The sequence below is a fragment of the Roseovarius sp. D0-M9 genome, assembly GCF_037083805.1.
Taxonomy (GTDB): Bacteria; Pseudomonadota; Alphaproteobacteria; order Rhodobacterales; family Rhodobacteraceae; genus Roseovarius.
In genome coordinates, this window is sequence record NZ_JBAPKZ010000002.1 from 134,602 (window position 1) to 155,509 (window position 20,908).

Consider the following 20,908-nt stretch of genomic DNA (forward strand, 5'->3'; position numbering starts at 1 on the left):
GATCGCGGAGCCATATAATTATAAGTTCCAGCCGTCCAGCCCGCGACGATTTTAGGCAAGATTGCGCCGTTTTCAGACTCCACTCAGAAATGCGCCAGGAGATAAAAATTATTAAATTTCAGTAGCTTGATGTAAAATTCCGCCGATCTTGTCCCGGACCGCAAGCTGTGCGGCGGCCAGCCGCGCCACCGGGACACGAAAGGGCGAACAGGACACATAATCGAAACCCGCCGCCCGGCAGAAGCCGATCGATTCGGGATTTCCGCCATGCTCGCCGCAGATCGACAGGATCAGATCGGGATTGGCCGCGCGCGCCCGCTCGGCCCCGATGCTGAGCAGTTCGGCCACACCATCGAGGTCCAGCGTGTGAAAGGGATCCTCGGGATAGACACCGAGTTGCACATATTCGGACATGAAGCGCCCGGCATCGTCGCGGCTGAGCCCGTAGGTCATCTGCGTCAGGTCGTTCGTCCCGAAACTAAGGAACGACACCTGCGGCGCAATGTCGCCCGCGCGCAGCGCCGCGCGCGGCGTCTCCACCATGACCCCGAGGCGATAATCGAAATTCTGGCCCGTCTCGTTGCGCACGGCTGCGGCGATGGCGTCGATGCGGCCCTTGACCAGCTCGACCTCGCGGCTGGCCGAGACCAGCGGGATCATGATCTCGGGCACGATCTCGACCCCTTCGCGCGCGACCTGAATGGTCGCCTCGAAAATGGCGCGCACCTGCATCTCGTAGATTTCCGGCACCGTGATGCCAAGGCGCACACCGCGCATGCCCAGCATGGGGTTATACTCGGCCAGCGCCTCGACCCGGCGCGTCACCTTGCTGAGGGGCAGGTCCAGTGCCTCGGCCAACTCGCGGTGACCGGCGCGGTCACTGGGCAGGAATTCGTGCAGCGGCGGATCAAACAGGCGGATACAGACCGGCTGGCCCTGCATGATGCGGAACAGATCCGCGAAATCGCCACGCTGCATCGGCAAAAGACGCTCGAGCGCGGCGGCGCGGTCGGCGCTGCTGCCGGCAAAGATCATCTCGCGCATGACGCGCAGGCGCGCCTCCTCAAAGAACATATGCTCGGTCCGGCACAAACCGATGCCCTGCGCGTTGAAGTTATGCGCCATCTTGGCGTCCATGGGCGTGTCGGCATTGGCCCGCACGGCGATGTCGCGCACATCGTCGGCCCATTCCATCAGCACCCGAAAGCTGTCGTCATGGCCCGCGTCCAGCAGCGGCGCCCGACCAAAGAGAACCTCGCCATTGGTCCCGTCGATGGTGATCTCGTCGCCTTCCTTCAGCACCCGGCCATCGGGAGCCGTCAGCTTGCGATTGACAGTTTGAAAGCGGATCGAGGAGGCCCCAACGACGCAAGGCAAGCCGATGCCACGCCCGATCACGGCGGCATGGCTGGTCATGCCGCCCCGCTCGGTCAGGATGGCAACGGCGGCGTGCATGCCGCGAATATCCTCTGACGTCGTCTCGCGCCGGACCAGCACGGTGGCCTCGCCGCGCGCGGCGGCGGCCTGCGACGCTTCGGCGTTAAAGACGATCTTGCCCGTGGCCGCGCCGGGGCTGGCGGCGACACCGCGCGCCAGCACGTCGCGTTTGGCCTCGGGATCAACCTGGCGGTGCAGCAACTCGTTCAGTGCGCGCGGCTCGATCCGCATCAGCGCCTCTTCGCGGGCGATGATGCCATCCTCGGCCAGCGCCACCGCGATGCTGACCGCCGCGCGGGCGTTGCGCGCGACGCGCATCCCGTCCAGAAGGTGCAGCTTGCCGTTTTCGATGGTGAACTCGGCCTGCATTTCCTCGCACAGCTTTTCGCGCATCAGCGACAGGTGCGATTTCAGCTCTGCAAAAGCCTCTGGCGCCAGCTCTTCCAGCGAGGGCCCGCGCGGGTCACGCTCCAGATAGAGCGCCTCCTTGCCACCGGACAGCGCATCGCGCCCCTGGCTCTGGCTGAGGTAGCGGCCCGTGATCTGGCGCGCGCCCGACTTGCTGTTGACCAGTTGCATCACGCCGCTGCCGCTTTCGCCGCGGCCAAGGCCGATGGCCATTTCCTGCACCACAAGGCCCAGCCCCGCATCCGCAGGCGCGCCCTTGGCCTGACGCAAGAGGCGGGCGGTGGTGCCGTCCCATGCCCGCGCCATGGAGCGCAGCACCTCGGCCAGTTGCTTGGCGGGATCCTGGGGGAACGCCTCTTCGACCTCGTCCTCATAGACGCGCAAGGCAAAGGCCAGCGCCTCATCGGGATCGCTCGGCATATCGTCCAGCATGTCCGGGTCCAGCCGCGCGACATGGATCGCGTAGCTTTCGACAAAGCGCAGGTATAGGCGCGTGGCCGCCTCGGAGCCGATCCGCCCGGCCAGGTGAGCGCACATCGCGTCCGACATGCCGATGTTCAGCACCGCACGCGGCCCGCCCCAATCGCCATCCTCCGACGAGGGGCGCACACAGAGCAGCGCCTCGGGATCGAGCTGCGACAACAGCGCGCGCATGTCGGGCAAGTCGCCCACCGCAATCGCGTGAACAGCCTTGAACGATAGCGCCACGGTCGGGGGCACGGGCAGGTTCAACCGCGCCAGCCGTTGCAGGCATTTCGCGCGACCGCCATGCGTTTGTGCGGCGATGGGGGCATCGGGCGTGACGCACGTGATATCTGGGTTCGTTTGCTGCACTGCGGCATCCTTGCTGTGTCGGAGGAGCATAGGCGTGATGCCGCACAAGGCAAGGAAAACTGGCGCCTGTCCGAGCCTGCGCCAGCCGGGCGAAACGGAGGGGAGTCTACCCTTCGATCCGGGTCAGATCCGCCGCCGATAGACCGATCTTGCGGATCTGGCCCAGCATATTCAGCCGATTGCGGCGCACCACCTGATTTTCCGCATTGACCTGCACCGCCTCGAAGAAGGCATCAATCGGCGCGCGCAGGTTCGCAAGCGCGCTCATGACCGCGGCGAAATCCTCGGACTTGAGGGCGGTGTCGATCCGCGGCGCGGCATCCTTGAGCGCGTTGAAGAGCGCGCGCTCCTCATCCGTTTCGGAAAATTTCACATCCGCGCCAAAGGAGTATTCAACGCCGTCGTTATCCTCGGCTTGGCTGAGGATGTTGTTGGCCCGCTTGAAGCCTTGCAGCAGGTTGCCCCCGTCCTCGGTCTTGAGGAAGTCGCTGAGCGCCGTGGCGCGCTTGACCAGAAGGGCGAGATCGTCATTGCCCTCCATCGCGATGCAGGCGTCGATCACGTCATGACGCACGCCCTGATCGCGCAGGTAGACCTTGAGGCGGTCGTGGAAGAAGGCGAGGAGGTCATCGCCGAGTTCGCCATATCTTCTTGCGATATCCTGTTGAAACGTTGCGATTGCAATCCGCTCGTGTGTTTCCATCGGGCTATCAGGCATCGTCTCGTCGAGACGCTTTTGTGCTTCTTGGCTTGCCATCTTTGCTTTTTGGCAAGCTTCATCATGATTTTCCAACCATATTTTTGTTAGTTTAGTCACTTGCATGGAACTACCATTCTCAACCAACAACCGAATAACCCCAAGCGCCGCACGCCGCAGCGCATAGGGGTCTTTCGACCCCGTCGGCTTCTCGTCAATCGCCCAGAAGCCCGTCAGCGTGTCGATCTTGTCGGCCAGTGCCACGGCGACCGATACCGGCGCCGAGGGCACGGCATCGCCCGGCCCCAGCGGTTTGTAATGCTCTTCGCAGGCCTCGGGCACGCCGTCATTGTGGCCTGCGGCCTCGGCGTAATAGCGGCCCATCAGGCCCTGCAACTCTGGGAATTCGCCCACCATTTCCGATTGCAGATCGGCCTTGGCCACGCGCGCGGCCTCGGCGGCCAGATCGGGCTTGGCGCCGACCATGGGGGCGATTTCACGTGCCAGCGCCGCGATGCGTTCGATCCGGTCCGCCTGTGATCCCAGCTTGTTGTGGAAGGTGACATTGGCAAGTCCGGCCGCCATGCCTTCCAGCCCGCGCTCCTGCACCAGACGCAGGTCATTCTCCCAAAAGAACTTGGCGTCCGACAGGCGGGCAAAGAGCACCTTTTGGTTGCCCGCAAGGATGGTCGCGCCATCGTCCGTCGTCTCGCGGTTGGCGACAGTCACAAACCGCTCGATCCGGCCCGTTTTCGCGTTGCGCACGGAAAAGAACTTCTGATGTTCCTTCATCGAGGTTTGCAGCACCTCGGGCGGCAAGCCCAGAAACGCCTCGTCAATCGTGCCCATCAGGACGACGGGCCATTCGACCAGCCCGGCCACCTCAGCCAGAAGGCCCCGGTCCTTGACCACTTCCAGACCGGCGGCAAAGGCCTGATTGGTGGCGTCCTGCCAGATCGCATCGGCGCGCTCGGCCGCGTCCAGCACGACATGGCGTTTTTTCAGCTTGGCCGCGTAATCGTCGAAACTGCTGACCGCAAAACGCCCCGGCGCCATGAAGCGGTGACCCTCGGTCGTGTTGCCGGCGGTGATGCCGTCGACGTCCAGATCGACCACATGCGCCTCGCCTGCATCATCGGTGAGGATGCAGAGGATCGAATGGAGCGGGCGCACCCAGCGCAGGGTGCCACTGCCCCAGCGCATGGATTTAGGCCAGGGGAAGCCCCGAATTACGGCTTCCAGCACCTCGGCGACGATCACATCGGCATCGCGGCCCGGACGGATGATGGTGGCGTAATAGACCTGGCCCTTCTTCTCGTCGCGGACTTCGAGGTCTTCGCGGGCCACACCGGCACCGCGCAGGAAGCCCTCGATCGCCTTTTCGGGCGCGTCGGTGCGGGGGCCCTTGCGCTCTTCGCGCTGCGCAGGCGACGATGCGGTCAGACCGCTCAGCGTCAGCGCAAGGCGGCGCGGCGTCGAAAAGGCAGCGGCCCCGGCGTAGGTCAGCCCGGCCTCGACAAGACCGTCCGTCACGCGCGCCTTGAGGTCTTCGGCGGCGCGGGTCTGCATCCGCGCAGGAATTTCCTCGGAGAAAAGTTCGATCAAGAGATCAGGCATGGTCTCACCGTCGTCGCGCCGCCGGATGGGCGGCAATTCGGTGAGGGGGATACCCTCGCGCCGGGGCAAGGTCCAGCGAATAGCGGGCGTTGTCTTTGCGCGTTACTGCATCAAGATGGCGTCAGGAGGGGGCGTGCGCCTTGGCCTTCTGCTTGGCCATGGTGGCGAGGGTGCGCACATCGCTGCCCGCATGACGTGGCACGATGCGATAAACCGCCTCGACCGCGTTTTCGACGGCAAAGCACAAAAGTCCGACCGCGAGCACCGCAAAGAGCACAGCACCGTAGCTGAGCGAGCGCACATAGCCCAGCGCCTGACCGACGCCGCCCGCTTCGCCCGGATCCGAGACGATGCCCGCATAAAGCAAGAAGGCCCCGACGATTGCGACGATGACGCCCTGGGCGATCAGCCCAGCCTTCATCAAGGGGTCCAATCGCTGGGTGGTGGCGGTGACGCGGATGTCTTCCTTGTATTTTCCGCGCACGCCCTTCTGAACGTAGTAAATCCCAGCAGCGATGATGACCCCGCCAAGCACGGCAACCAAAGTTGGGCCATAGGGCAGCGCCATCAGCTTGGCAGTCCAGTTTTCTGCGCCGCCACCGCCGCCACCGCTTTGGCCCATGCCAAGGCCAATGACCGACAGACCAAGAAACCCGTGAATGAGGCCGGTCACGGCCTGCGCAAGCCGCGCGAATATGCCCTTGGCATCGCTGCCGTAATCCTCAAGATCCATGAACGCGTCGATTAGCCGCCAGACCATGTAGGCGACCAAACCAAGGCCGATGACCCAGAGCAGAAGATCACCGAACGCGACCTGCTTGAGATCGGCAAGCGCGTTCTGGGTGCCTTGCGCCGCGCCGCCCCAAAACACCGCCGAGAGGGCCAGGCCGCCCACCACCAGATAAACCAGCGCGCGTGCGCCATATCCCGCGCGCATCACCGGCACGACCCATCCGGGTGCTTTGTCTGCCATCCGCTTTCTCCCTTTGCTCTGAGGAAGAAAGCGTTTTGCAGTGAGTTTCGTTCCGCAGGGAATGGTACCGGGGACGTTTTCAGACGCCGTGCGCCTCAGTAGCCTTCGGGCGGGGCGGGGCAATCCTCGGGCGCCGCATTGCCGTCAAAGACGATCTCGCCGCAGCGGTTGAGCTGGTCCCAGACCCAGCCGCGCCCATCCTCGTGAATGGCGACGATGCGGTCGATGCCGTATTCGACATTCTTGGTGCCCGTAAAGGCCAGCGCGCGGCCGTCCTCGATCGCCTCGCCAATCTCTTGCGCGTCAAAGCAGTCGAACCAGCCGGGCGCGGTCAACGGTTCGGCCTCTTCGTCCAGCACGTAGGTTTCGGTCAGCGTCGCGTGGCTCATCGTGGTCGCAAAGCAGGCGCGATAGCGGATGGGCGAGCTGTCGGCATCAATCGCCCGGAAATCATCATAGACCACAGGCTCGGGCGCATCGGTGATGAGTGAGGTGATCTGCACATCCGTCTCGCCGTTGGGCACAACCTCGTCGTAGTAGGCATAGACCTGCTGGTAATACATGAGGGCGCCGCCGCCCAGCGCGCACACGACCAAAAGCACTGTCAGGAATTTCCCCATGCTCAGGCAGCCCAGCCGCCGGCAGTGGTCTGCACGAAGGCATCGGCGCATTGCTTGGCCAGCGCCCGCACGCGGCCGATGTAGGCCTGACGCTCGGTCACGGAGATCACCCCGCGCGCATCCAGAAGGTTGAAGATGTGGCTGGCCTTGATGCACTGGTCATAGGCGGGATGGGCCATGACGATCCGCTTGCCCGTCTTGGGGTCATCCTGCGGCGCATCCAGAATTGCGCGGCACTCGGCCTCGGCCTCTTCGAAATGACGCAGGAGGGTTTCAGTATTGGCCACGTCGAAATTCCAGCGCGAGTATTCCTCTTCGGTCTGGCGAAAGACATCGCCATAGCTCAGCGGGATGGGCGCGGCGGGATCGTTGTAGGGCATGTCCATCACGTGATCCACGCCCAGGACATACATCGCGAGACGCTCCAGCCCGTAAGTCAGCTCGCCCGAGACGGGCACGCAGTCATGGCCGCCGACCTGCTGGAAATATGTGAACTGGCTGACTTCCATCCCGTCGCACCAGACCTCCCAGCCGAGACCCCAGGCGCCCAAGGTGGGCGACTCCCAGTCGTCCTCGACAAAACGGATGTCGTGCAGGCCAGCGTCGACGCCGATCGCCTCAAGGCTGCCCAGATAGAGATCTTGCAAGTTGGGCGGGCTTGGCTTGATCAGCACCTGATACTGGTAATAATGCTGCAAACGGTTCGGATTTTCGCCATAGCGCCCATCCGTGGGCCGGCGCGAGGGTTGCACATAGGCGGCCGCCCAAGGGCGCGTGCCGAGGCTGCGCAGCGTGGTTGCGGGGTGAAACGTGCCAGCCCCGACCTCCATGTCGTAGGGTTGCATCACGGCGCACCCTTGGGTGGCCCAATAGGTCTGAAGCCTCAGGATGATCTCCTGAAAACTGCGCGGCTTGGCTGGCAAATCGGTCATGGAGGCCCCTCTAGGACGGCATCGGGGCACGTATGGCCCCTGAAATCGCGCCCTCTACCTACGGCGCGCCGTGCGAGGGGTCAATCACGCGCCGGGAGGTAATTTGACGCGGGCGCGGCGGGGCCGAACAGGTGGCGCAGAACAGGCGGTGTCGTGTATATTTTAGATGCATGAGGCTGGTTTTTTGATAGAAGCCCAGTAACACGCTGGAAAGCGCGATTGGCTCAAGGGTTAGATACGAAATGATACGGAGTTTTCTGGCGGCTGTCGCCATCTTGGTTGCAGGCACCACTGGGGCGCTCGCGCAACAATCAGGCGATGTTGGCGATGGCGCTGCACCACTGGTCTGGGTCCAGATCGAGGCGCAGCCGAACCTTGCTGCCATCAACGAGGCGCTGCGCCGTCGCAGCGCCGTGCTGAACGACGTGAACGGCTTCGATCTTGGTGGATCGGGCTGGTATGTCGTGGCGTTGGGGCCCTATGAGGCGGAAAATGCAACCGAAATCCTGAACCGTCTGCGCCGCGAAGGGCGCATCCCCCGCGACAGCTATATCGCCGAAAGCAGCGATTACGCGCGCCAGATCTGGCCCGTGGGCACCAATCTGCTGACCGAGCGCGCCGCACCCGCCCCCGAGCCCCAGCCGCAGCCAGAGGCCCTCCGGGAGGCGATTGACGGGATTGCCGCATTGGCAGACCCGATCAGCGAGCCTGACACAATACCTCTGGTCGAGCCCGAGCCCGAAATCCGGGACGAGACCCCACGCGAAGCGCGCGCAAGCGAGGCGACGCTCAGCCGCGAAGCGCGGGCCGATTTGCAGGTCGCCCTGCAATGGGCTGGCTACTACGATGGGCGGATTGATGCCGCCTTTGGACCGGGCACGCGCAGGTCGATGTCGAACTGGCAGGATGCCAACGGATACGAGATGACAGGCGTTCTGACCACGATGCAGCGCGAAGAGCTGTTGCGCCAATACAACGCCGTGCTCGATGGCATGGGCATGGAGCGCGTCGTCGAGGCCAAGGCCGGGATCGAGATGCAGGTGCCGCTGCGTGTGGTCAGCTTTGCCCGCTATGAGCCGCCTTTCGTACAGTTCGACGCCTCAGGTGATCTGCCCGCGCGCGTCCTTATGATCAGCCAGGAGGGCACGCAAGATACGCTCTATGGCCTTTATGACATCATGCAGACGCTTGAAATCGTGCCGCAGGATGGCCCGCGGGAGCGGCGCGGCGACGGCTTTACGCTCGTCGGGGAAAACGCCCGCATGATCTCGCACACCGAGGCGCAGTTGCAAGATGGCCAGATCAAGGGTTTCACCCTGATATGGCCGGCCGGCGATGAGGATCGGCGCGCGCGCGTTCTCGGGCTCATGCAGGACAGCTTTACCCGCACGGACGGCGTGCTCGACCCCGCCGCAGGGGCCAATGACGCGCAGAGCATTGATCTGGTCTCGGGGCTCGAGATCCGCAAGCCGCTCTTTACGCGCTCGGGCTTTTACGTCGATGAGCGCGGCACGGTCGTCACCACGTCCGAGCTGGTCGACGCGTGCGGACAGATCACCATCGAGAACGGTCAGGAAGCCGAGATCGCCACCTCGGACGCGGCGCTTGGCGTGGCTGTCCTGCGCCCCAAGGGCAGCATCGCTCCGATCGGGGTGGCGTCACTGGCCCAAGGCGAGCCGCGCCTGCAATCGGAAGTGACCGTTGCGGGCTATTCCTATGGCGGCGTTCTGGGCGCGCCTTCGCTGACCTTCGGCACAGTGTCGGATATTCGCGGGCTCGACGGGCAGGACAATGTCGCGCGCCTCGCGCTCAATACGCTTGAGGGCGATGTGGGCGGCCCGGTGATGGATGCAGGCGGCGCCGTTCTGGGGATGCTGCTGCCGCGCCAGCAGGGTGGCCGCATGTTACCCGAGGATGTCGCCTTCGCCGCAGATGCACAGGCCCTGTCACGGCTGCTGAGCGAGGCGGGCACCACGACCGCCACAGCTGCCCCCGGCAGCCCGCTGGCACCGGCGCAAATGTCGGACCGCGCGGCGGGCATGACCGTGCTGGTCAGCTGCTGGGAATAGCCCGCCGGGAACATACGGGCCCTGAAAAGGCAATCGGCGGCAGGTGACCTTGCCGCCGAGACACTGTAAGGAACGGGCCAACCGTCAAAACTCCAAAGGCCCGCCCCCTGATGAGCAAGCCCCCGAAATCCAAGCGCGCGCCCCTCTATTCCGAGCGGGACCGCGATAATCTGCGCTGGCTCTGGGTGCGGTATCTGCGCCAGAAGGCGCCGTGGCTCTTTGTGGTGCTGGGCATGATCCTGGTGCAGGGCGTCGTCTATCAGCAGTTCCTGTCGATGACCGAAAGCGGCCTGCGCGTGATCTTTGAGAGCGGCAGCGTGGCGGACCTGGTGCAGGTGTGCATTGTGGTCTTTGTGCTTTTTGCGGTGCGCGCGCTGATGTCCTACCTCGTGCCGCGCGTCACGGTCTGGATCAGCAATGACGCCATATTCCAGATGCGGCGCGACCTGATCGAGCACATGATGCGCCTCGATCTGGCCTATTTCGAGCGGACCAAGTCGGGCGAGATCATCCAGCGGCTGGTGACGCAGACCCAGGCCTTGGGCGTCTTCGTCGGGCAGGCCACAGCCAATGCGGTGCGCGACGCGGTGACTGTCATGATCGTGTCGGGCTATCTGATCTGGAAAAACCCGATCCTCTTTTCGACGGCCGTCGTCGTCCTGCCCTTCATCATCTGGGTGATGAATTACGTCTCGGACCGCGTGAAAATCGTGCAGGGCGAGGCCGAGACTGCGCTGGGCGAGTATATGAACGGCATCGAGGAAACGACGGCCGGGATGCGCACGGTCAAGATCGCGGGCCAGGAGGGCGTCGAGACGGACCGCCTGATGAAAGGCACCGGGTCGATCCGCGATCTGATGAACCGGGTCCAGATCACGCAGGCGTTGTCCATGCCGTCGATCGATCTCAGTTCGGCGTTCGTCTATGTGCTGGTCATCGGTGGTGGCGGCTACATGGTGCTGTCGCCCGAGTTTGACATGGACGGCGCGGGCATCATCACCTTCCTTCTGGGGATGGTCATGGTCTTTGACCCCGCGCGCCTGCTTGCGCTCTTCTTTGGCAATCTGCCCTCGAACCTCGTTCTGCTGGACCGCATCCGCCGCCTGCATGACGAGGTGCCCAGCATCACCGACAAGGAGGGCGCCGTCGCCGAATTCGACACGCGCGGCGACATCGTGCTGGAGGATGTGCATTTCTCCTATTCCGAGGATCAGCCCCTCTTTGCCGGCCTCGACATGACATTCAAGGGCGGCGAAGTCTCGGCCATCGTCGGCTCGACCGGGTCGGGCAAGACGACGGTGCTGTCGCTGCTGACGCGGCTTTATGACACCAAGGGCGGGCGCATCACCATCGGCGGCCAACCCATCGACCAACTGAAGGTAACCGCCCTGCGCAGCGCCTATTCGGTGGTCGCGCAGGACATCGTGATCTTCAACAACTCGATCTGGGAGAATATCCGCTACGTCAAACCCGGCGCCAGCGATGCAGAGGTCTGGCAAGCCGCCGAGAATGCGGAAATCGCCGATGTGATCCGCGCGCGGGGCGGCGCGGCGGTCGGCCCCAAGGGCGCGCAGTTGTCGGGCGGCCAGAAGCAGCGCATCGCCATCGCCCGCGCCTTTCTCAGCGACGCGCCCATCATCCTGCTGGACGAGGCAACAAGCGCGCTGGATCAGGCGACCGAGGCACGGATCAAAAGCGCGCTGGACCGCCTGACGCGCGGCAAGACGACGATCATCGTCGCGCACCGGCTGTCGTCCATCGCGGATGCCGACCGGATATTCGTGCTGGAGGCCGGACAGCTGGTCGAAGAGGGGCGGCATGAGCAGTTGCTGGAGCAAAACCGGCTTTATGCGCAGCTCTACAGCGCGCAGAAACAGGGCTATGACAAGAAGGTCTAGGGCCGCTGCGCCCTTGCCCCTACGCGCCCCAACCCATAGCTATAAGCCATATCATTTGGCCTGTGACCAAGGTTTACTTACCCGAGGACAGACATCCACCAAGGAGCCATTCCATGACCCAACGTCTTCACCTCGTTTTTGGCGGCGAATTGATCGACCCGTCCAAGAACGTGTTCAAGAACGTGGACGATCTGCACATCGTCGGCATTTTCCCAGATTACCAAAGCGCACATAACGCCTGGAAGGGCGAGGCGCAGCGCACGGTGGACAACGCGCATATGCGCTATTTCATCGCCCATCTGCACCGCCTGCGCGACGAAGAGGCGCCTGCCTCGCCGACCGAAGAGCTGGGCTGAGGCATACCTCATGGCCCGGTCGCTCAGCCTTGCGGCCTATATGGCGCTGGCCCGGCGCGGTTCGGCCGCGCCCGATGACGCGTTCGAGCCGAGCGAGCCGCGCCCCGAGGGCGCGGTGATCTGGGGCCATGCGACCAGCCTTGAGCACGCGAATGCGCTGGTGCAGATGATCCAGCGCCTTGCGGTGGCACGCGGCGGCGCAGCGGGGGTCGCGGGTGGCGGCCTGCATCTGCTGCTGACGACTGCGCAGGGCGTCGAGCTGCCCCATCACAAGCGCGCGCTGACTTGCCACCAAACGCTGCGCGCCGACACTGCCGCCAACGCCGCGGCGTTTCTGGCCCATTGGCGGCCCGATATCTGCCTCTGGACCGGCGGTGATCTGATGCCGGCGCTGCTGACCTCTGCGGATACGGCGGGCGTGCCCCTGATCCTTGTTGATGCCGATGCCACGATGCTCGAGCGGTCGAGCTGGCGTTGGCTGCCCGATATGACGCCTGCCCTTCTGACGCGGTTTCGCCGCATCATGGCACGCTCGGACGGGGCCGCGCGCCATTTGCGCAGCCTCGGTGTGCCCGAGGACAAACTCAGCGTCACGGGCCTCTTTCAGGAGGGTGCCATCGCCCTGCCATATGACGAGCCCCTGCGCGAGGAAATGGCGACTTCCCTGCGCGGGCGGCCCATCTGGCTGGCCGCGATGGTGTGCCACTCGGAGCTTGAGGTGATCCTGACCGCGCACAGGCAGGCCAGCCGTCTGGCGCACCGCTTGTTCCTGATCCTCGTGCCCGAGGATGAAACCGAAACCGAGGCCTTTCGCGCGACCCTGCGCAAGGGCAACTGGCGCCATGCCGTCTGGTCGCAGGGCGGAATGCCCGGCGAGGCGACGCAAGTCTTGCTGGCCGATACGCGCGGCGAAATGGGGCTGTGGTATCGCCTTGCCACGATTGCGTTCATGGGCAATTCGCTGCTGCCCGGCATGACGGGCAGCGACCCGAACGAACCTGCCGCGCATGGCACCGCGATCGTCTATGGCCCCAACGTCCCGCGCTACCTGCCCAGCTACAAGCGCTACGCGGGCGCGGGCGGCGCGCGGATCGTGCGTGATGCAGGCACGCTGGCGGGCGCGCTGGCGCATCTGATTGCCGCCGACCGCAGCGCGACCATGGCCCATGCCGCGTGGGAGGTCGCAACGGCAGGCGCTGAGGTGACAGACCATATCCTCGACATGCTGCAGGATATGCTCGACGATCTGGAGGCGCGCTGATGCGCGCGCCCGCCTTCTGGCTGAACCCGCCCGAGGCGCCGGGCCTGCGCGCGCGCCTACTTGCGCCGCTGGGCGCGCTCTATGCCCACGCCACCGCTCGGCGGCTGTCAGGCGGCACGGCGGTGCACGCGCCGGTGCCGGTGATCTGCGTCGGCAATCTCAACGCGGGCGGCACGGGCAAGACGCCCACCGTGATCGCGCTGGTTCAGCACCTGACGGCGCGCGGGCGCGCTGTGCATGTGGTCAGCCGCGGTCACGGCGGGCGGCTGGAGGGGCCTGTGCAGGTCGACCCCACGACGCATGACGCCGCCGATGTCGGGGACGAGCCGCTGCTCATCGCGGCCTTTGCGCCGGCATGGGTGGCGCGTGACCGGGCACTGGGGGCGCTGGCTGCAAGCGCGGCGGGCGCCGAGGTCATCGTGATGGACGACGGGTTTCAGAACCCCGGCGTGCACAAGGATATGTCGCTGATCGTGGTCGATGCGGTGGCAGGTTTCGGCAATGGCCGCTGCCTGCCCGCCGGGCCGCTGCGCGAGCCGGTGGACGTGGGCCTTGCCCGCGCGGATCTGCTGCTCTCGATCGGGGGCGCGGGGGCGCAGCGCGCCTTCTCCGAGACGTGGGGCGATGCTCTGGCGGTGCCGCGCTTGCGCGGCGCGCTGGCGCCCTTGCAGACCGGAATGGACTGGCACGGCACGCGGTGTCTGGCCTTTGCCGGGATCGGGCACCCCGAGAAATTCTTTGCCACGTTGCGCGGTCTGGGGGCTGATCTGGCCGCGACCGAGGCGTTGGACGATCACCAGCCCTTCACCCCCGCCCTCCTGAGCCGGCTCGAGGCCGAAGCCACAAAGTTGGGCGCGCAAATGGTCACCACCGAAAAGGACGCGGTGCGCCTGCCAGCTGCATTCCGCGGCAAGGTGCTGACGGTTCCAGTCCGCCTCGAGATCGAGGATTGGACCGAAGTGGATGCGCGGCTGAACGCCTTGGGTCTGTGAGTCACCGCACCGCGTCTGCCTCAGCCCTTGGCAGGCAGTTTCGGCGACGCCTTTGCCAGCGATAGCTCGGCGTCCGAAAAACGGATCGGAGTTCTGACCCCCGGCACACCATCCGGCGCGATCTGCATACCGCGCGCGATGATCTGCGGATCGGCATAGACCTCGTCCAGCGTGTTGATCGGACCGGCAGGCACGCCCGCCGCCTCGCAAGCCGCCAGCAGCCCCTCCTTGGTGAAGCCCGCCGTGCGCGCCGTCAAAAGGGCGCTCAGCTGGTCCCGCAGCGCTACGCGGCTCTCGTTGGTTGCATATTCGGGGGCTGTCGCCAGTTCGGGCGCGCCCAGCGCAGCGCAAAGGCGCTGGTATTGCGCGTCGTTGCCGACCGCGATGATGATATACCCGTCCGAGCAGTCAAAGACCTGATAGGGCGCCAGATTGGGATGGAAATTCCCGATGCGCCCCGGTGCCTCGCCCGTGGTCAGGTAGTTCATCGACTGGTTGGCCGTAACGGCGACCGCCACATCCAAAAGCGCCATGTCGATCTGCTGACCCTTGCCTGTCACGCTGCGCTGGTGCACCGCCGCGAGGATCGCGGTGGTTGCATAAACGCCAGTGAAAAGATCGGTGATGGCAACGCCCACGCGCTGCGGCTGGCCCTCGGGCGCGCCGGTGATCGACATCAGGCCCGACATGCCCTGAATGATGTAGTCATAGCCCGCGCGATGCGCATAGGGACCATCCTGACCGAACCCGGTGACCGAGCAATAGATCAGGCCGGGGTTCAGCGCTGCGAGGCTGGCATAATCCAGCCCGTATTTGGCAAGCCCGCCGACCTTGAAATTCTCGATCACGATGTCGGCGTCCGCAACCAGCGCCCGCACCTCTGCCTGCCCCTCCGGCGTGCGGAAGTCAATGGCAACGCTCGTCTTGCCCCGGTTGCAGCCATGAAAATAGGCCGCGCTCCGGTCGCCCTCGCGCTCGACAAAGGGCGGGCCCCAGCGGCGTGTGTCGTCGCCTTCTGGGCTTTCCACCTTGATGACTTCGGCGCCCAGATCGGCCAGCGTCTGGCCAGCCCAGGGGCCGGCCAGGATGCGTGCCAGTTCGACAACCTTCAGACCAGCAAGAGGCGCGCCGCTCATTCGGCCAGCTTCTCTTCGATGATTTCCTGCAGTTCGGCGTAGGGCATGTTGCCGTATTGCTCGCCGTTGATCATCAGGGTCGGCGTCGACGAGATGTCGTCGGCTTCGGCATTCTGATTGAACCACGCCAGCAACGTCTCGGCCTTGTCCGCATCCTCGAGGCAGGCGTTGATCTGATCCTCTTCCAGTCCCGCGACCTTGCCGATGCGGCGCAGATTGTTCGAGATGGCAACGGCGTCGTCGGCATTGAGCCAGTCACTCTGCTGCTCGTAGAGCATGTCGGAAATGCCAAAGAACCGGACCGGCCCCGCGCAACGCGCCAGCATCGACGCCCAGAGGCCGGGACGATCAAAATAGACATCGCGATAGATGAAATGGACCTTGCCAGTGTCGATGTAATCACGCTTGAGCTCTTGGAATGTCGTCTGGTGGAACGTCGCGCAATGTGGGCAGGTAAAGGACGCGTATTCGGTAATCGTCACCGCGGCATCCTCGGGACCCATGGTCATCTCAGAGATCGAGGAGGTGTCGACATCCGCGACTTCGGGGGCGTCAGTGGTCTCGGTGGTCTCGGGCACGGTGGTGACATCGGGCCCCTGACGACCGCCCAGTTGCCACCAGAGCACGCCTCCGACGATGGCCAGAATGGCCGCCCCGATGAGTATTTTGCGGTTCATTGCGTTATTCCTTTTCGGATCAGCGTTTTGACTTGGATAATACGTTTTGCGCAAGAGCTTCAAGCGCGGCCCTCAGGCCATCGTCGACCACGGGCGCGGCCATCCGGCGCGCCTCTTCGATGGCGGCGGGATCGGGTGCGCGCGGTGCGGGTTTGGCCGCGCGGTGCTGAAAGCTCACCTGCCCCTCGGCAAAGCCGGTGGGCGCGGTCTGCGTGATTGTGATGCGACTGATCGCGTTATAGCCGTAGACGGCGTTGACGCGGGCGCGCAGCCCCTCCTTTTGCATCTCCAGCACCGGCGCCTGCGCGCCGGTTGTCAGCAAGGTCAGTGTCGCGCCCATGCCGCCGCGCCCATGGCCCACCTTGACCGGGCGCGCAATGGCGGCGATGTCCTCGCCGACGATCTCGGCCCATTGGGTCAAAAGGCGCGATTCGGCAAACCCGCGACTTTCCGACACCTTGCGGATGCGCTCCTGCAAAAGTGTGCTGGAGCGGGCGAAACCCTTGGTGGTGGGACGGCGGGGCGACATGCGTTGACCTCCTGTCGGTGCGCGCCATTCTAGGGCATGGTGCTGGGCATGCCAGCAGATAACCCGCAGAAAACACGAAGGGCGTTATAAACAATGCGTGAGACAAGCCTGCCGCGCGCCGCCGATCTGCTGGACTGGTATGACCGCCATGCCCGCGCAATGCCGTGGCGTGTGCCGCCCGCCGCGCGTCTGGCCGGTGCGGCGCCCGACCCCTATCGCATCTGGCTGTCCGAGGTGATGCTCCAGCAGACGACCGTTGCCGCCGCCACGCAGTATTTCAACCGGTTTACTACCCGCTGGCCCACCGTCGCGGATCTGGCCGCTGCCGAAGACGGCGAGGTGATGGGCGCATGGGCGGGACTTGGGTATTACGCCCGCGCGCGCAACCTGCTGAAATGCGCGCGCGCAGTCGTGGCCGAGCATGACGGGCAGTTTCCGTGCGATCACGCCCAGTTGCTCGGGCTGCCCGGCATCGGCCCCTATACAGCCGCCGCGATCTCGGCCATCGCCTTCGATCAGCCCAATGTCGTCGTCGACGGCAATGTCGAGCGTGTGATGGCGCGCCTGCACGACATCCATACCCCCTTGCCCGCCGCCAAGCCCGAGCTGGTCGCAGCCGCGACCGCGCTGACGCCCGCCCGGCGCCCCGGCGACTATGCGCAGGCGGTGATGGATCTGGGCGCGACAATCTGCACACCGCGCAGCCCTGCTTGCGGCATCTGCCCGTGGCGCGATCCTTGCGCGGCGCGCGCCAGCGGCACCGCCAGCGAGCTGCCGAAAAAGACACCGAAAAAGACCAAGCCGACGCGCCTCGGCATCGCCTATGTCGCGCAGCGCAGCGACGGCGCGCTCCTTCTGGAGCGGCGCGAGGGCCGCGGCCTTCTGGGCGGAATGCTGGGCTGGCCCGGCAGTGACTGGTCCGAGGAAGCGCCCGCGCCAGCACCGCCGCTCGAGGCCGATTGGCAGCCCGTCGGCGAGGAGGCCCGCCACACCTTCACGCACTTTCATCTGCGGCTGACCATCATGGTCGCGCATGTGCCGATGGATGCCGCGCCCGCCCGAGGCACCTTTGCCCCATTGGCCGAATTTCAGCCCGCGCAGCTGCCCACAGTCATGCGCAAAGTGTATGATCTGTCGCGTGGCGTTCTGCGCAAAATCGGCTAGATTGCGCCGAGATCATTCCGGAGCCCCCCCGATGTCCACCCTCGCCCAGATCCGCCGCGCCATCCCCTTTTGGATGTCGCTTCTGCTCGTCCCCATTGCGGTGCTGGGCGCGCTTCACGGGGGCTGGACGGTGGTCCTGCTGCCGATCTTCACCTGGTATTTCTTTTCCCTGCTGGACGCGTTTCTGGGCCTCAACCTCGAGAATCTCGATCCCGAGGACAGCGATACAAGCTGGTATCGCGCCATCACGCTGATCTGGGCGCCGGTGCAGTTCGCTCTTCTCTTCTGGCTGATCTGGTATGTTCCCCAAGCGGCGCATCTGGGGGCGCTGGAAAAGATCGTCCTTTTCTTTGGCGTCGGCGTCATCACCGGCACGGTCGGCATCAACTACGCGCATGAGTTGATGCACCAGAAACCGAAATCCGAGCGCATGATGGCCGATCTGCTCTTGGCCATGGTCCTTTACTCGCATTTCCGGTCCGAGCATTTGCAGGTTCACCACCGCCATGTCGCCACCCCGCGCGACACGGTGACGGCGCGCTACAACGAGGGGTTTCATCGCTTTTTCGCGCGCGTCCTGCGCGGCAGCCTGACCTCGGCCTTTCGCGCCGAGGCGGCGATGCTGGCCCGGCGCGGAAAGCGGTGGACACACCGCACCAACCCCTTCTGGCGCTACTGGGCGCTGCAGGCAGCGATGCTGGCGCTGGCGCTGGTCCTGGGCGGCTGGACGGGCCTTGCGCTCTTCCTCTGGCAGGCGCTGATCGCGATCTGGCAACTTGAGCTGGTCAACTACGTCGAACATTACGGCCTGACGCGCGAGCATCTGGGAGGGGGCAAATACGAGCATGTCAAACCGCGCCACAGCTGGAATGCGGCGCATAAGGCCTCGAACTGGCTGCTGATCAACCTGCAACGCCACTCCGATCACCATTACAAACCCGACCGCCGGTTTCCCCTGCTGCAAAACTATACCGAGGACGAGGCGCCGCAACTGCCCTATGGCTATCCGATCATGACCATGGCCGCGATGGTGCCGCCCCTCTGGCGGCGCGCGATGAACCCGCGCGTTCGGGCGTGGCGCCGCGCTAATTACCCCGGCATCACCGACTGGCAGCCCTACAACAAGGCAACCAATCCGCCCCCCGCTTGAAGCGGGACGGGCGCGCGGCTAGCGTGGCGCAAACCTCAGACCGGAGACCGTCATGCCAGATACATCGCAGCCCTTCCCGCATCTCTTTACTCCGCTCAGAATCGGCGGTGTCGAGGTGTCGAACAGGATCCTGTCGACCGGGCACGACACGTCGATGGCCCATGCGGGCCATGTCACGGACGCGATGATCGCCTATCACGAGGCGCGGGCGCGCGGCGGCGCGGGCTTGATCGTCAGCCAGGTCGTCGGGGTGCATGAAACGGCGCGCTATACCTCGCATGTGCTGATGGGCACCGACGACAGCTGCCTACCGGGATTTCGCCGGTTGGCCGAAACCGTCCACGCGCATGGCACGCGCATCTTTGCCCAGCTTTTCCATCCGGGGCGCGAGATCATGGAGGTCGCGGACGGCACCGCGCCGGTGGCCTATTCGTCCTCCGCCACGCCATCCGACCGCTTTCACGTGATCCCGCGCGCGATGAGCGTGGCCATGATCGGCGAAGTCGTCGAGGGCTACGGCGCGGCCGCCCGCCGGATGCAGGAGGCGGGCATGGACGGGGTCGAGATCGTGGCCAGCCACGGCTACCTGCCCGCGCAATTCCTCAGCCCGCAGATCAACCAGCGCGAGGACGCCTACGGCGGCAGCTTCGAGAACCGCATCCGCTTTGCGCTCGAGGCGATCAAGGCCGTCCGCGCAGCCACCGGAGAGGATTTCGCGATCGGCCTGCGCATTTCTGGCGATGAGCATGTCGAGGGCGGGATGCGCGATGCCGACAGCCTCGAGGTGATCCAGGCGCTGGCGCCGCTGCTGAATTACGTCAACGTCATCGCCGGCACCTCAGCCAGCCTTGGCGGCTCCATCCATATCGTGCCGCCCATGTCTCAGGAGACGGGGTACGTCGCCCCCTTCGCCCATGCGGTCAAGCAGAGCGTGGACATTCCCGTCATGGTCGCGGGACGCATCAACCAGCCGCAGGAGGCCGAAGGCATCATCGCCTCGCGCCAGGCCGACATGTGCGGCATGACGCGCGCGATGATCTGCGACCCGATGATGCCGGCCAAGGCGCGGGATGGGCAGGCAGACGACATCCGCGCCTGCATCGGATGCAATCAGGCGTGCATCGGGCATTTTCACAAGGGCGTGCCGATCTCCTGCATCCAGTATCCCGAATCGGGCCGGGAGCTGATCTATGGCGCGCTGCGCCGCGCCGAGACGCCGAAACGCATCATGGTGATCGGCGGCGGCCCTGCAGGCATGAAAGCCGCCGCGACCGCCGCGGCCATGGGCCACCACGTCGAGCTGCACGAGGCCACCGCACAGCTGGGCGGTCAGGCGCTTCTGGCACAGATGCTGCCGGGCCGGGCCGAGTTCGGCGGCATCGTCACGAACCTGCGCTCCGAGATGGAGCGCGCGGGCGTATCGGTGCATCTCAACAGCGAAGTGACGGCCGAAAGCGTCACACGCGCCGCGCCGGGCGCTGTCATCGTCGCCACCGGCGGCACCGCCCGCCTGCCCCAAGGGATGGAATTCGGCGAGGACGCCCATATCGTTACCGCTTGGGATGTCCTGCGCAGCCACGCGAATGTCGGCGGCAGCGTCACGATTGCCGACTGGCGGGCCGATTGGGTCGGCCTCGGCGTGGCCGAACTGCTGGCCAGCGCGGGCCGCCGCGTGCGCCTTTGCGTCAATGGAACCCATGCGGGCGAGATGCTGCAAAGCTATGTGCGCGACAGCATGGTGGGCCGCATCCAGAAACTGGGGGTCGAGATCATCCCCTACGCGCAGCTCTTTGGCGCTGACGAAAGCACCGCATATTTCCTCAATACGGCAAACGGCGAGCCGATCCTGGTAGAAGAGACCGAAACGCTGGTGCTGGCCCAAGGCACGTCCAGCCGCGATGGCCTGCTGAACACGCTGGACAGCTATGCCGGGCAGGTCATCGGCATCGGCGACTGCATGGCACCGCGCACCGCCGAAGAAGCCGTGCTGGACGGGCTGAAAGCGGCTTGGGCGGTCTGACGAGACATAGCGAAGATTGAGTATTTCCGCCAAGATGAAGCCCTGCCGCCGCTGCTTCATCTTGGTAAAAATACTCATTCTCACGCGCGCCACCAGCGCCGCGTTTCACGAAAAAAAAAACACCCCACCGAAACCTCG

At 64.9% G+C, this 20,908-nt stretch carries 16 protein-coding genes; 8 read left to right on the top strand and 8 right to left on the bottom strand.

Translation table 11 applies throughout. The annotated features are described in order from the left end of the window. Nucleotides 1–111: 111 nt before the first annotated feature. The 5 genes from V8352_RS02385 to V8352_RS02405 form a co-directional block, all read right to left on the bottom strand. Nucleotides 112–2,709: a putative PEP-binding protein gene (locus tag V8352_RS02385; RefSeq protein WP_336422649.1), complete on the bottom strand. Its 2,598-nt coding sequence runs from the start codon at nucleotides 2,707–2,709 to the stop codon at nucleotides 112–114. 76 nt (nucleotides 2,710–2,785) lie between these two features. After that, complete coding sequence (glyS, locus tag V8352_RS02390) at nucleotides 2,786–4,993, bottom strand: glycine--tRNA ligase subunit beta (RefSeq protein WP_336422650.1); 2,208 nt, start codon at nucleotides 4,991–4,993, stop codon at nucleotides 2,786–2,788. A gap of 121 nt (nucleotides 4,994–5,114) precedes the next feature. Next, on the bottom strand, nucleotides 5,115–5,966 hold the full coding sequence (locus tag V8352_RS02395) for a DUF1206 domain-containing protein (protein ID WP_336422651.1): 852 nt from the start codon (nucleotides 5,964–5,966) through the stop codon (nucleotides 5,115–5,117). 95 nt (nucleotides 5,967–6,061) lie between these two features. Next, nucleotides 6,062–6,586 (bottom strand): DUF6446 family protein, encoded by a 525-nt coding sequence (locus V8352_RS02400; protein ID WP_336422652.1) that lies wholly within the window; start codon nucleotides 6,584–6,586, stop codon nucleotides 6,062–6,064. A 2-nt stretch (nucleotides 6,587–6,588) separates the two neighbouring features. Then, nucleotides 6,589–7,518, bottom strand: coding sequence for a glycine--tRNA ligase subunit alpha (locus tag V8352_RS02405; protein ID WP_336422653.1), 930 nt, complete (start codon nucleotides 7,516–7,518; stop codon nucleotides 6,589–6,591). A gap of 242 nt (nucleotides 7,519–7,760) precedes the next feature. On the opposite strand from V8352_RS02405, the gene V8352_RS02410 reads away from it, so the two are divergent. The 5 genes from V8352_RS02410 to lpxK all read left to right on the top strand — a co-directional run bounded on the left by V8352_RS02410 (nucleotide 7,761) and on the right by lpxK (nucleotide 14,094). Continuing rightward, nucleotides 7,761–9,587: a trypsin-like peptidase domain-containing protein gene (locus tag V8352_RS02410; RefSeq protein ID WP_336422654.1), complete on the top strand. Its 1,827-nt coding sequence runs from the start codon at nucleotides 7,761–7,763 to the stop codon at nucleotides 9,585–9,587. 110 nt (nucleotides 9,588–9,697) lie between these two features. Then, nucleotides 9,698–11,485: an ABC transporter ATP-binding protein gene (locus V8352_RS02415; protein ID WP_336422655.1), complete on the top strand. Its 1,788-nt coding sequence runs from the start codon at nucleotides 9,698–9,700 to the stop codon at nucleotides 11,483–11,485. 113 nt (nucleotides 11,486–11,598) lie between these two features. Beyond that, nucleotides 11,599–11,841 carry a DUF4170 domain-containing protein gene (locus V8352_RS02420; protein WP_336422656.1) on the top strand — a complete coding sequence of 81 codons (243 nt, stop codon included), beginning with the start codon at nucleotides 11,599–11,601 and terminating at the stop codon, nucleotides 11,839–11,841. Nucleotides 11,842–11,851: 10 nt separating this feature from the next. Further along, nucleotides 11,852–13,102 carry a 3-deoxy-D-manno-octulosonic acid transferase gene (locus V8352_RS02425; protein ID WP_336422657.1) on the top strand — a complete coding sequence of 417 codons (1,251 nt, stop codon included), beginning with the start codon at nucleotides 11,852–11,854 and terminating at the stop codon, nucleotides 13,100–13,102. Beyond that, nucleotides 13,102–14,094: a tetraacyldisaccharide 4'-kinase gene (lpxK, locus tag V8352_RS02430; RefSeq protein WP_336422658.1), complete on the top strand. Its 993-nt coding sequence runs from the start codon at nucleotides 13,102–13,104 to the stop codon at nucleotides 14,092–14,094. Before V8352_RS02425 ends, lpxK begins: the two co-directional genes overlap by 1 nt. 20 nt (nucleotides 14,095–14,114) lie before the next feature. Here the strand turns inward: lpxK and V8352_RS02435 are convergent, their stop codons facing one another. Genes V8352_RS02435 through V8352_RS02445 form a run of 3 tightly spaced genes read right to left on the bottom strand, consistent with a single transcriptional unit; the run spans nucleotide 14,115 to nucleotide 16,436 of the window. Continuing rightward, nucleotides 14,115–15,230: a CaiB/BaiF CoA transferase family protein gene (locus tag V8352_RS02435; RefSeq protein WP_336422659.1), complete on the bottom strand. Its 1,116-nt coding sequence runs from the start codon at nucleotides 15,228–15,230 to the stop codon at nucleotides 14,115–14,117. Then, nucleotides 15,227–15,907 (bottom strand): DsbA family protein, encoded by a 681-nt coding sequence (locus V8352_RS02440; protein WP_336422660.1) that lies wholly within the window; start codon nucleotides 15,905–15,907, stop codon nucleotides 15,227–15,229. Before V8352_RS02440 ends, V8352_RS02435 begins: the two co-directional genes overlap by 4 nt. A 19-nt stretch (nucleotides 15,908–15,926) precedes the next feature. Then, the gene (locus V8352_RS02445; protein ID WP_336422661.1) at nucleotides 15,927–16,436 is read right to left on the bottom strand and encodes a DUF721 domain-containing protein; all 510 of its coding nucleotides are present in this window, start codon (nucleotides 16,434–16,436) and stop codon (nucleotides 15,927–15,929) included. A 93-nt stretch (nucleotides 16,437–16,529) separates the two neighbouring features. On the opposite strand from V8352_RS02445, the gene mutY reads away from it, so the two are divergent. Genes mutY through V8352_RS02460 form a run of 3 tightly spaced genes read left to right on the top strand, consistent with a single transcriptional unit; the run spans nucleotide 16,530 to nucleotide 20,770 of the window. Next, nucleotides 16,530–17,600, top strand: coding sequence for an A/G-specific adenine glycosylase (gene mutY / locus V8352_RS02450; RefSeq protein WP_336422662.1), 1,071 nt, complete (start codon nucleotides 16,530–16,532; stop codon nucleotides 17,598–17,600). Between the two features lie 31 nt (nucleotides 17,601–17,631). Beyond that, the gene (locus tag V8352_RS02455; protein ID WP_336422663.1) at nucleotides 17,632–18,750 is read left to right on the top strand and encodes an alkane 1-monooxygenase; all 1,119 of its coding nucleotides are present in this window, start codon (nucleotides 17,632–17,634) and stop codon (nucleotides 18,748–18,750) included. 52 nt (nucleotides 18,751–18,802) lie between these two features. Beyond that, on the top strand, nucleotides 18,803–20,770 hold the full coding sequence (locus V8352_RS02460; RefSeq protein ID WP_336422664.1) for an oxidoreductase: 1,968 nt from the start codon (nucleotides 18,803–18,805) through the stop codon (nucleotides 20,768–20,770). Nucleotides 20,771–20,908: the final 138 nt, after the last annotated feature.

What these genes read in the sequence shown, in the direction of transcription:
- glyS (WP_336422650.1), bottom strand. Translation starts at nt 4,993, where the DNA reads ATGCCTGATCTCTTGATCGAACTTTTCTCCGAGGAAATTCCTGCGCGG.
- V8352_RS02395 (WP_336422651.1), bottom strand. Translation starts at nt 5,966, where the DNA reads ATGGCAGACAAAGCACCCGGATGGGTCGTGCCGGTGATGCGCGCGGGA.
- V8352_RS02405 (WP_336422653.1), bottom strand. Translation starts at nt 7,518, where the DNA reads ATGACCGATTTGCCAGCCAAGCCGCGCAGTTTTCAGGAGATCATCCTG.
- V8352_RS02440 (WP_336422660.1), bottom strand. Translation starts at nt 15,907, where the DNA reads ATGAACCGCAAAATACTCATCGGGGCGGCCATTCTGGCCATCGTCGGA.
- V8352_RS02455 (WP_336422663.1), top strand. Translation starts at nt 17,632, where the DNA reads ATGTCCACCCTCGCCCAGATCCGCCGCGCCATCCCCTTTTGGATGTCG.
- mutY (WP_336422662.1), top strand. Translation starts at nt 16,530, where the DNA reads ATGCGTGAGACAAGCCTGCCGCGCGCCGCCGATCTGCTGGACTGGTAT.
- V8352_RS02425 (WP_336422657.1), top strand. Translation starts at nt 11,852, where the DNA reads ATGGCCCGGTCGCTCAGCCTTGCGGCCTATATGGCGCTGGCCCGGCGC.
- lpxK (WP_336422658.1), top strand. Translation starts at nt 13,102, where the DNA reads ATGCGCGCGCCCGCCTTCTGGCTGAACCCGCCCGAGGCGCCGGGCCTG.
- V8352_RS02400 (WP_336422652.1), bottom strand. Translation starts at nt 6,586, where the DNA reads ATGGGGAAATTCCTGACAGTGCTTTTGGTCGTGTGCGCGCTGGGCGGC.
- V8352_RS02445 (WP_336422661.1), bottom strand. Translation starts at nt 16,436, where the DNA reads ATGTCGCCCCGCCGTCCCACCACCAAGGGTTTCGCCCGCTCCAGCACA.
- V8352_RS02435 (WP_336422659.1), bottom strand. Translation starts at nt 15,230, where the DNA reads ATGAGCGGCGCGCCTCTTGCTGGTCTGAAGGTTGTCGAACTGGCACGC.
- V8352_RS02420 (WP_336422656.1), top strand. Translation starts at nt 11,599, where the DNA reads ATGACCCAACGTCTTCACCTCGTTTTTGGCGGCGAATTGATCGACCCG.
- V8352_RS02385 (WP_336422649.1), bottom strand. Translation starts at nt 2,709, where the DNA reads ATGCTCCTCCGACACAGCAAGGATGCCGCAGTGCAGCAAACGAACCCA.
- V8352_RS02460 (WP_336422664.1), top strand. Translation starts at nt 18,803, where the DNA reads ATGCCAGATACATCGCAGCCCTTCCCGCATCTCTTTACTCCGCTCAGA.
- V8352_RS02410 (WP_336422654.1), top strand. Translation starts at nt 7,761, where the DNA reads ATGATACGGAGTTTTCTGGCGGCTGTCGCCATCTTGGTTGCAGGCACC.
- V8352_RS02415 (WP_336422655.1), top strand. Translation starts at nt 9,698, where the DNA reads ATGAGCAAGCCCCCGAAATCCAAGCGCGCGCCCCTCTATTCCGAGCGG.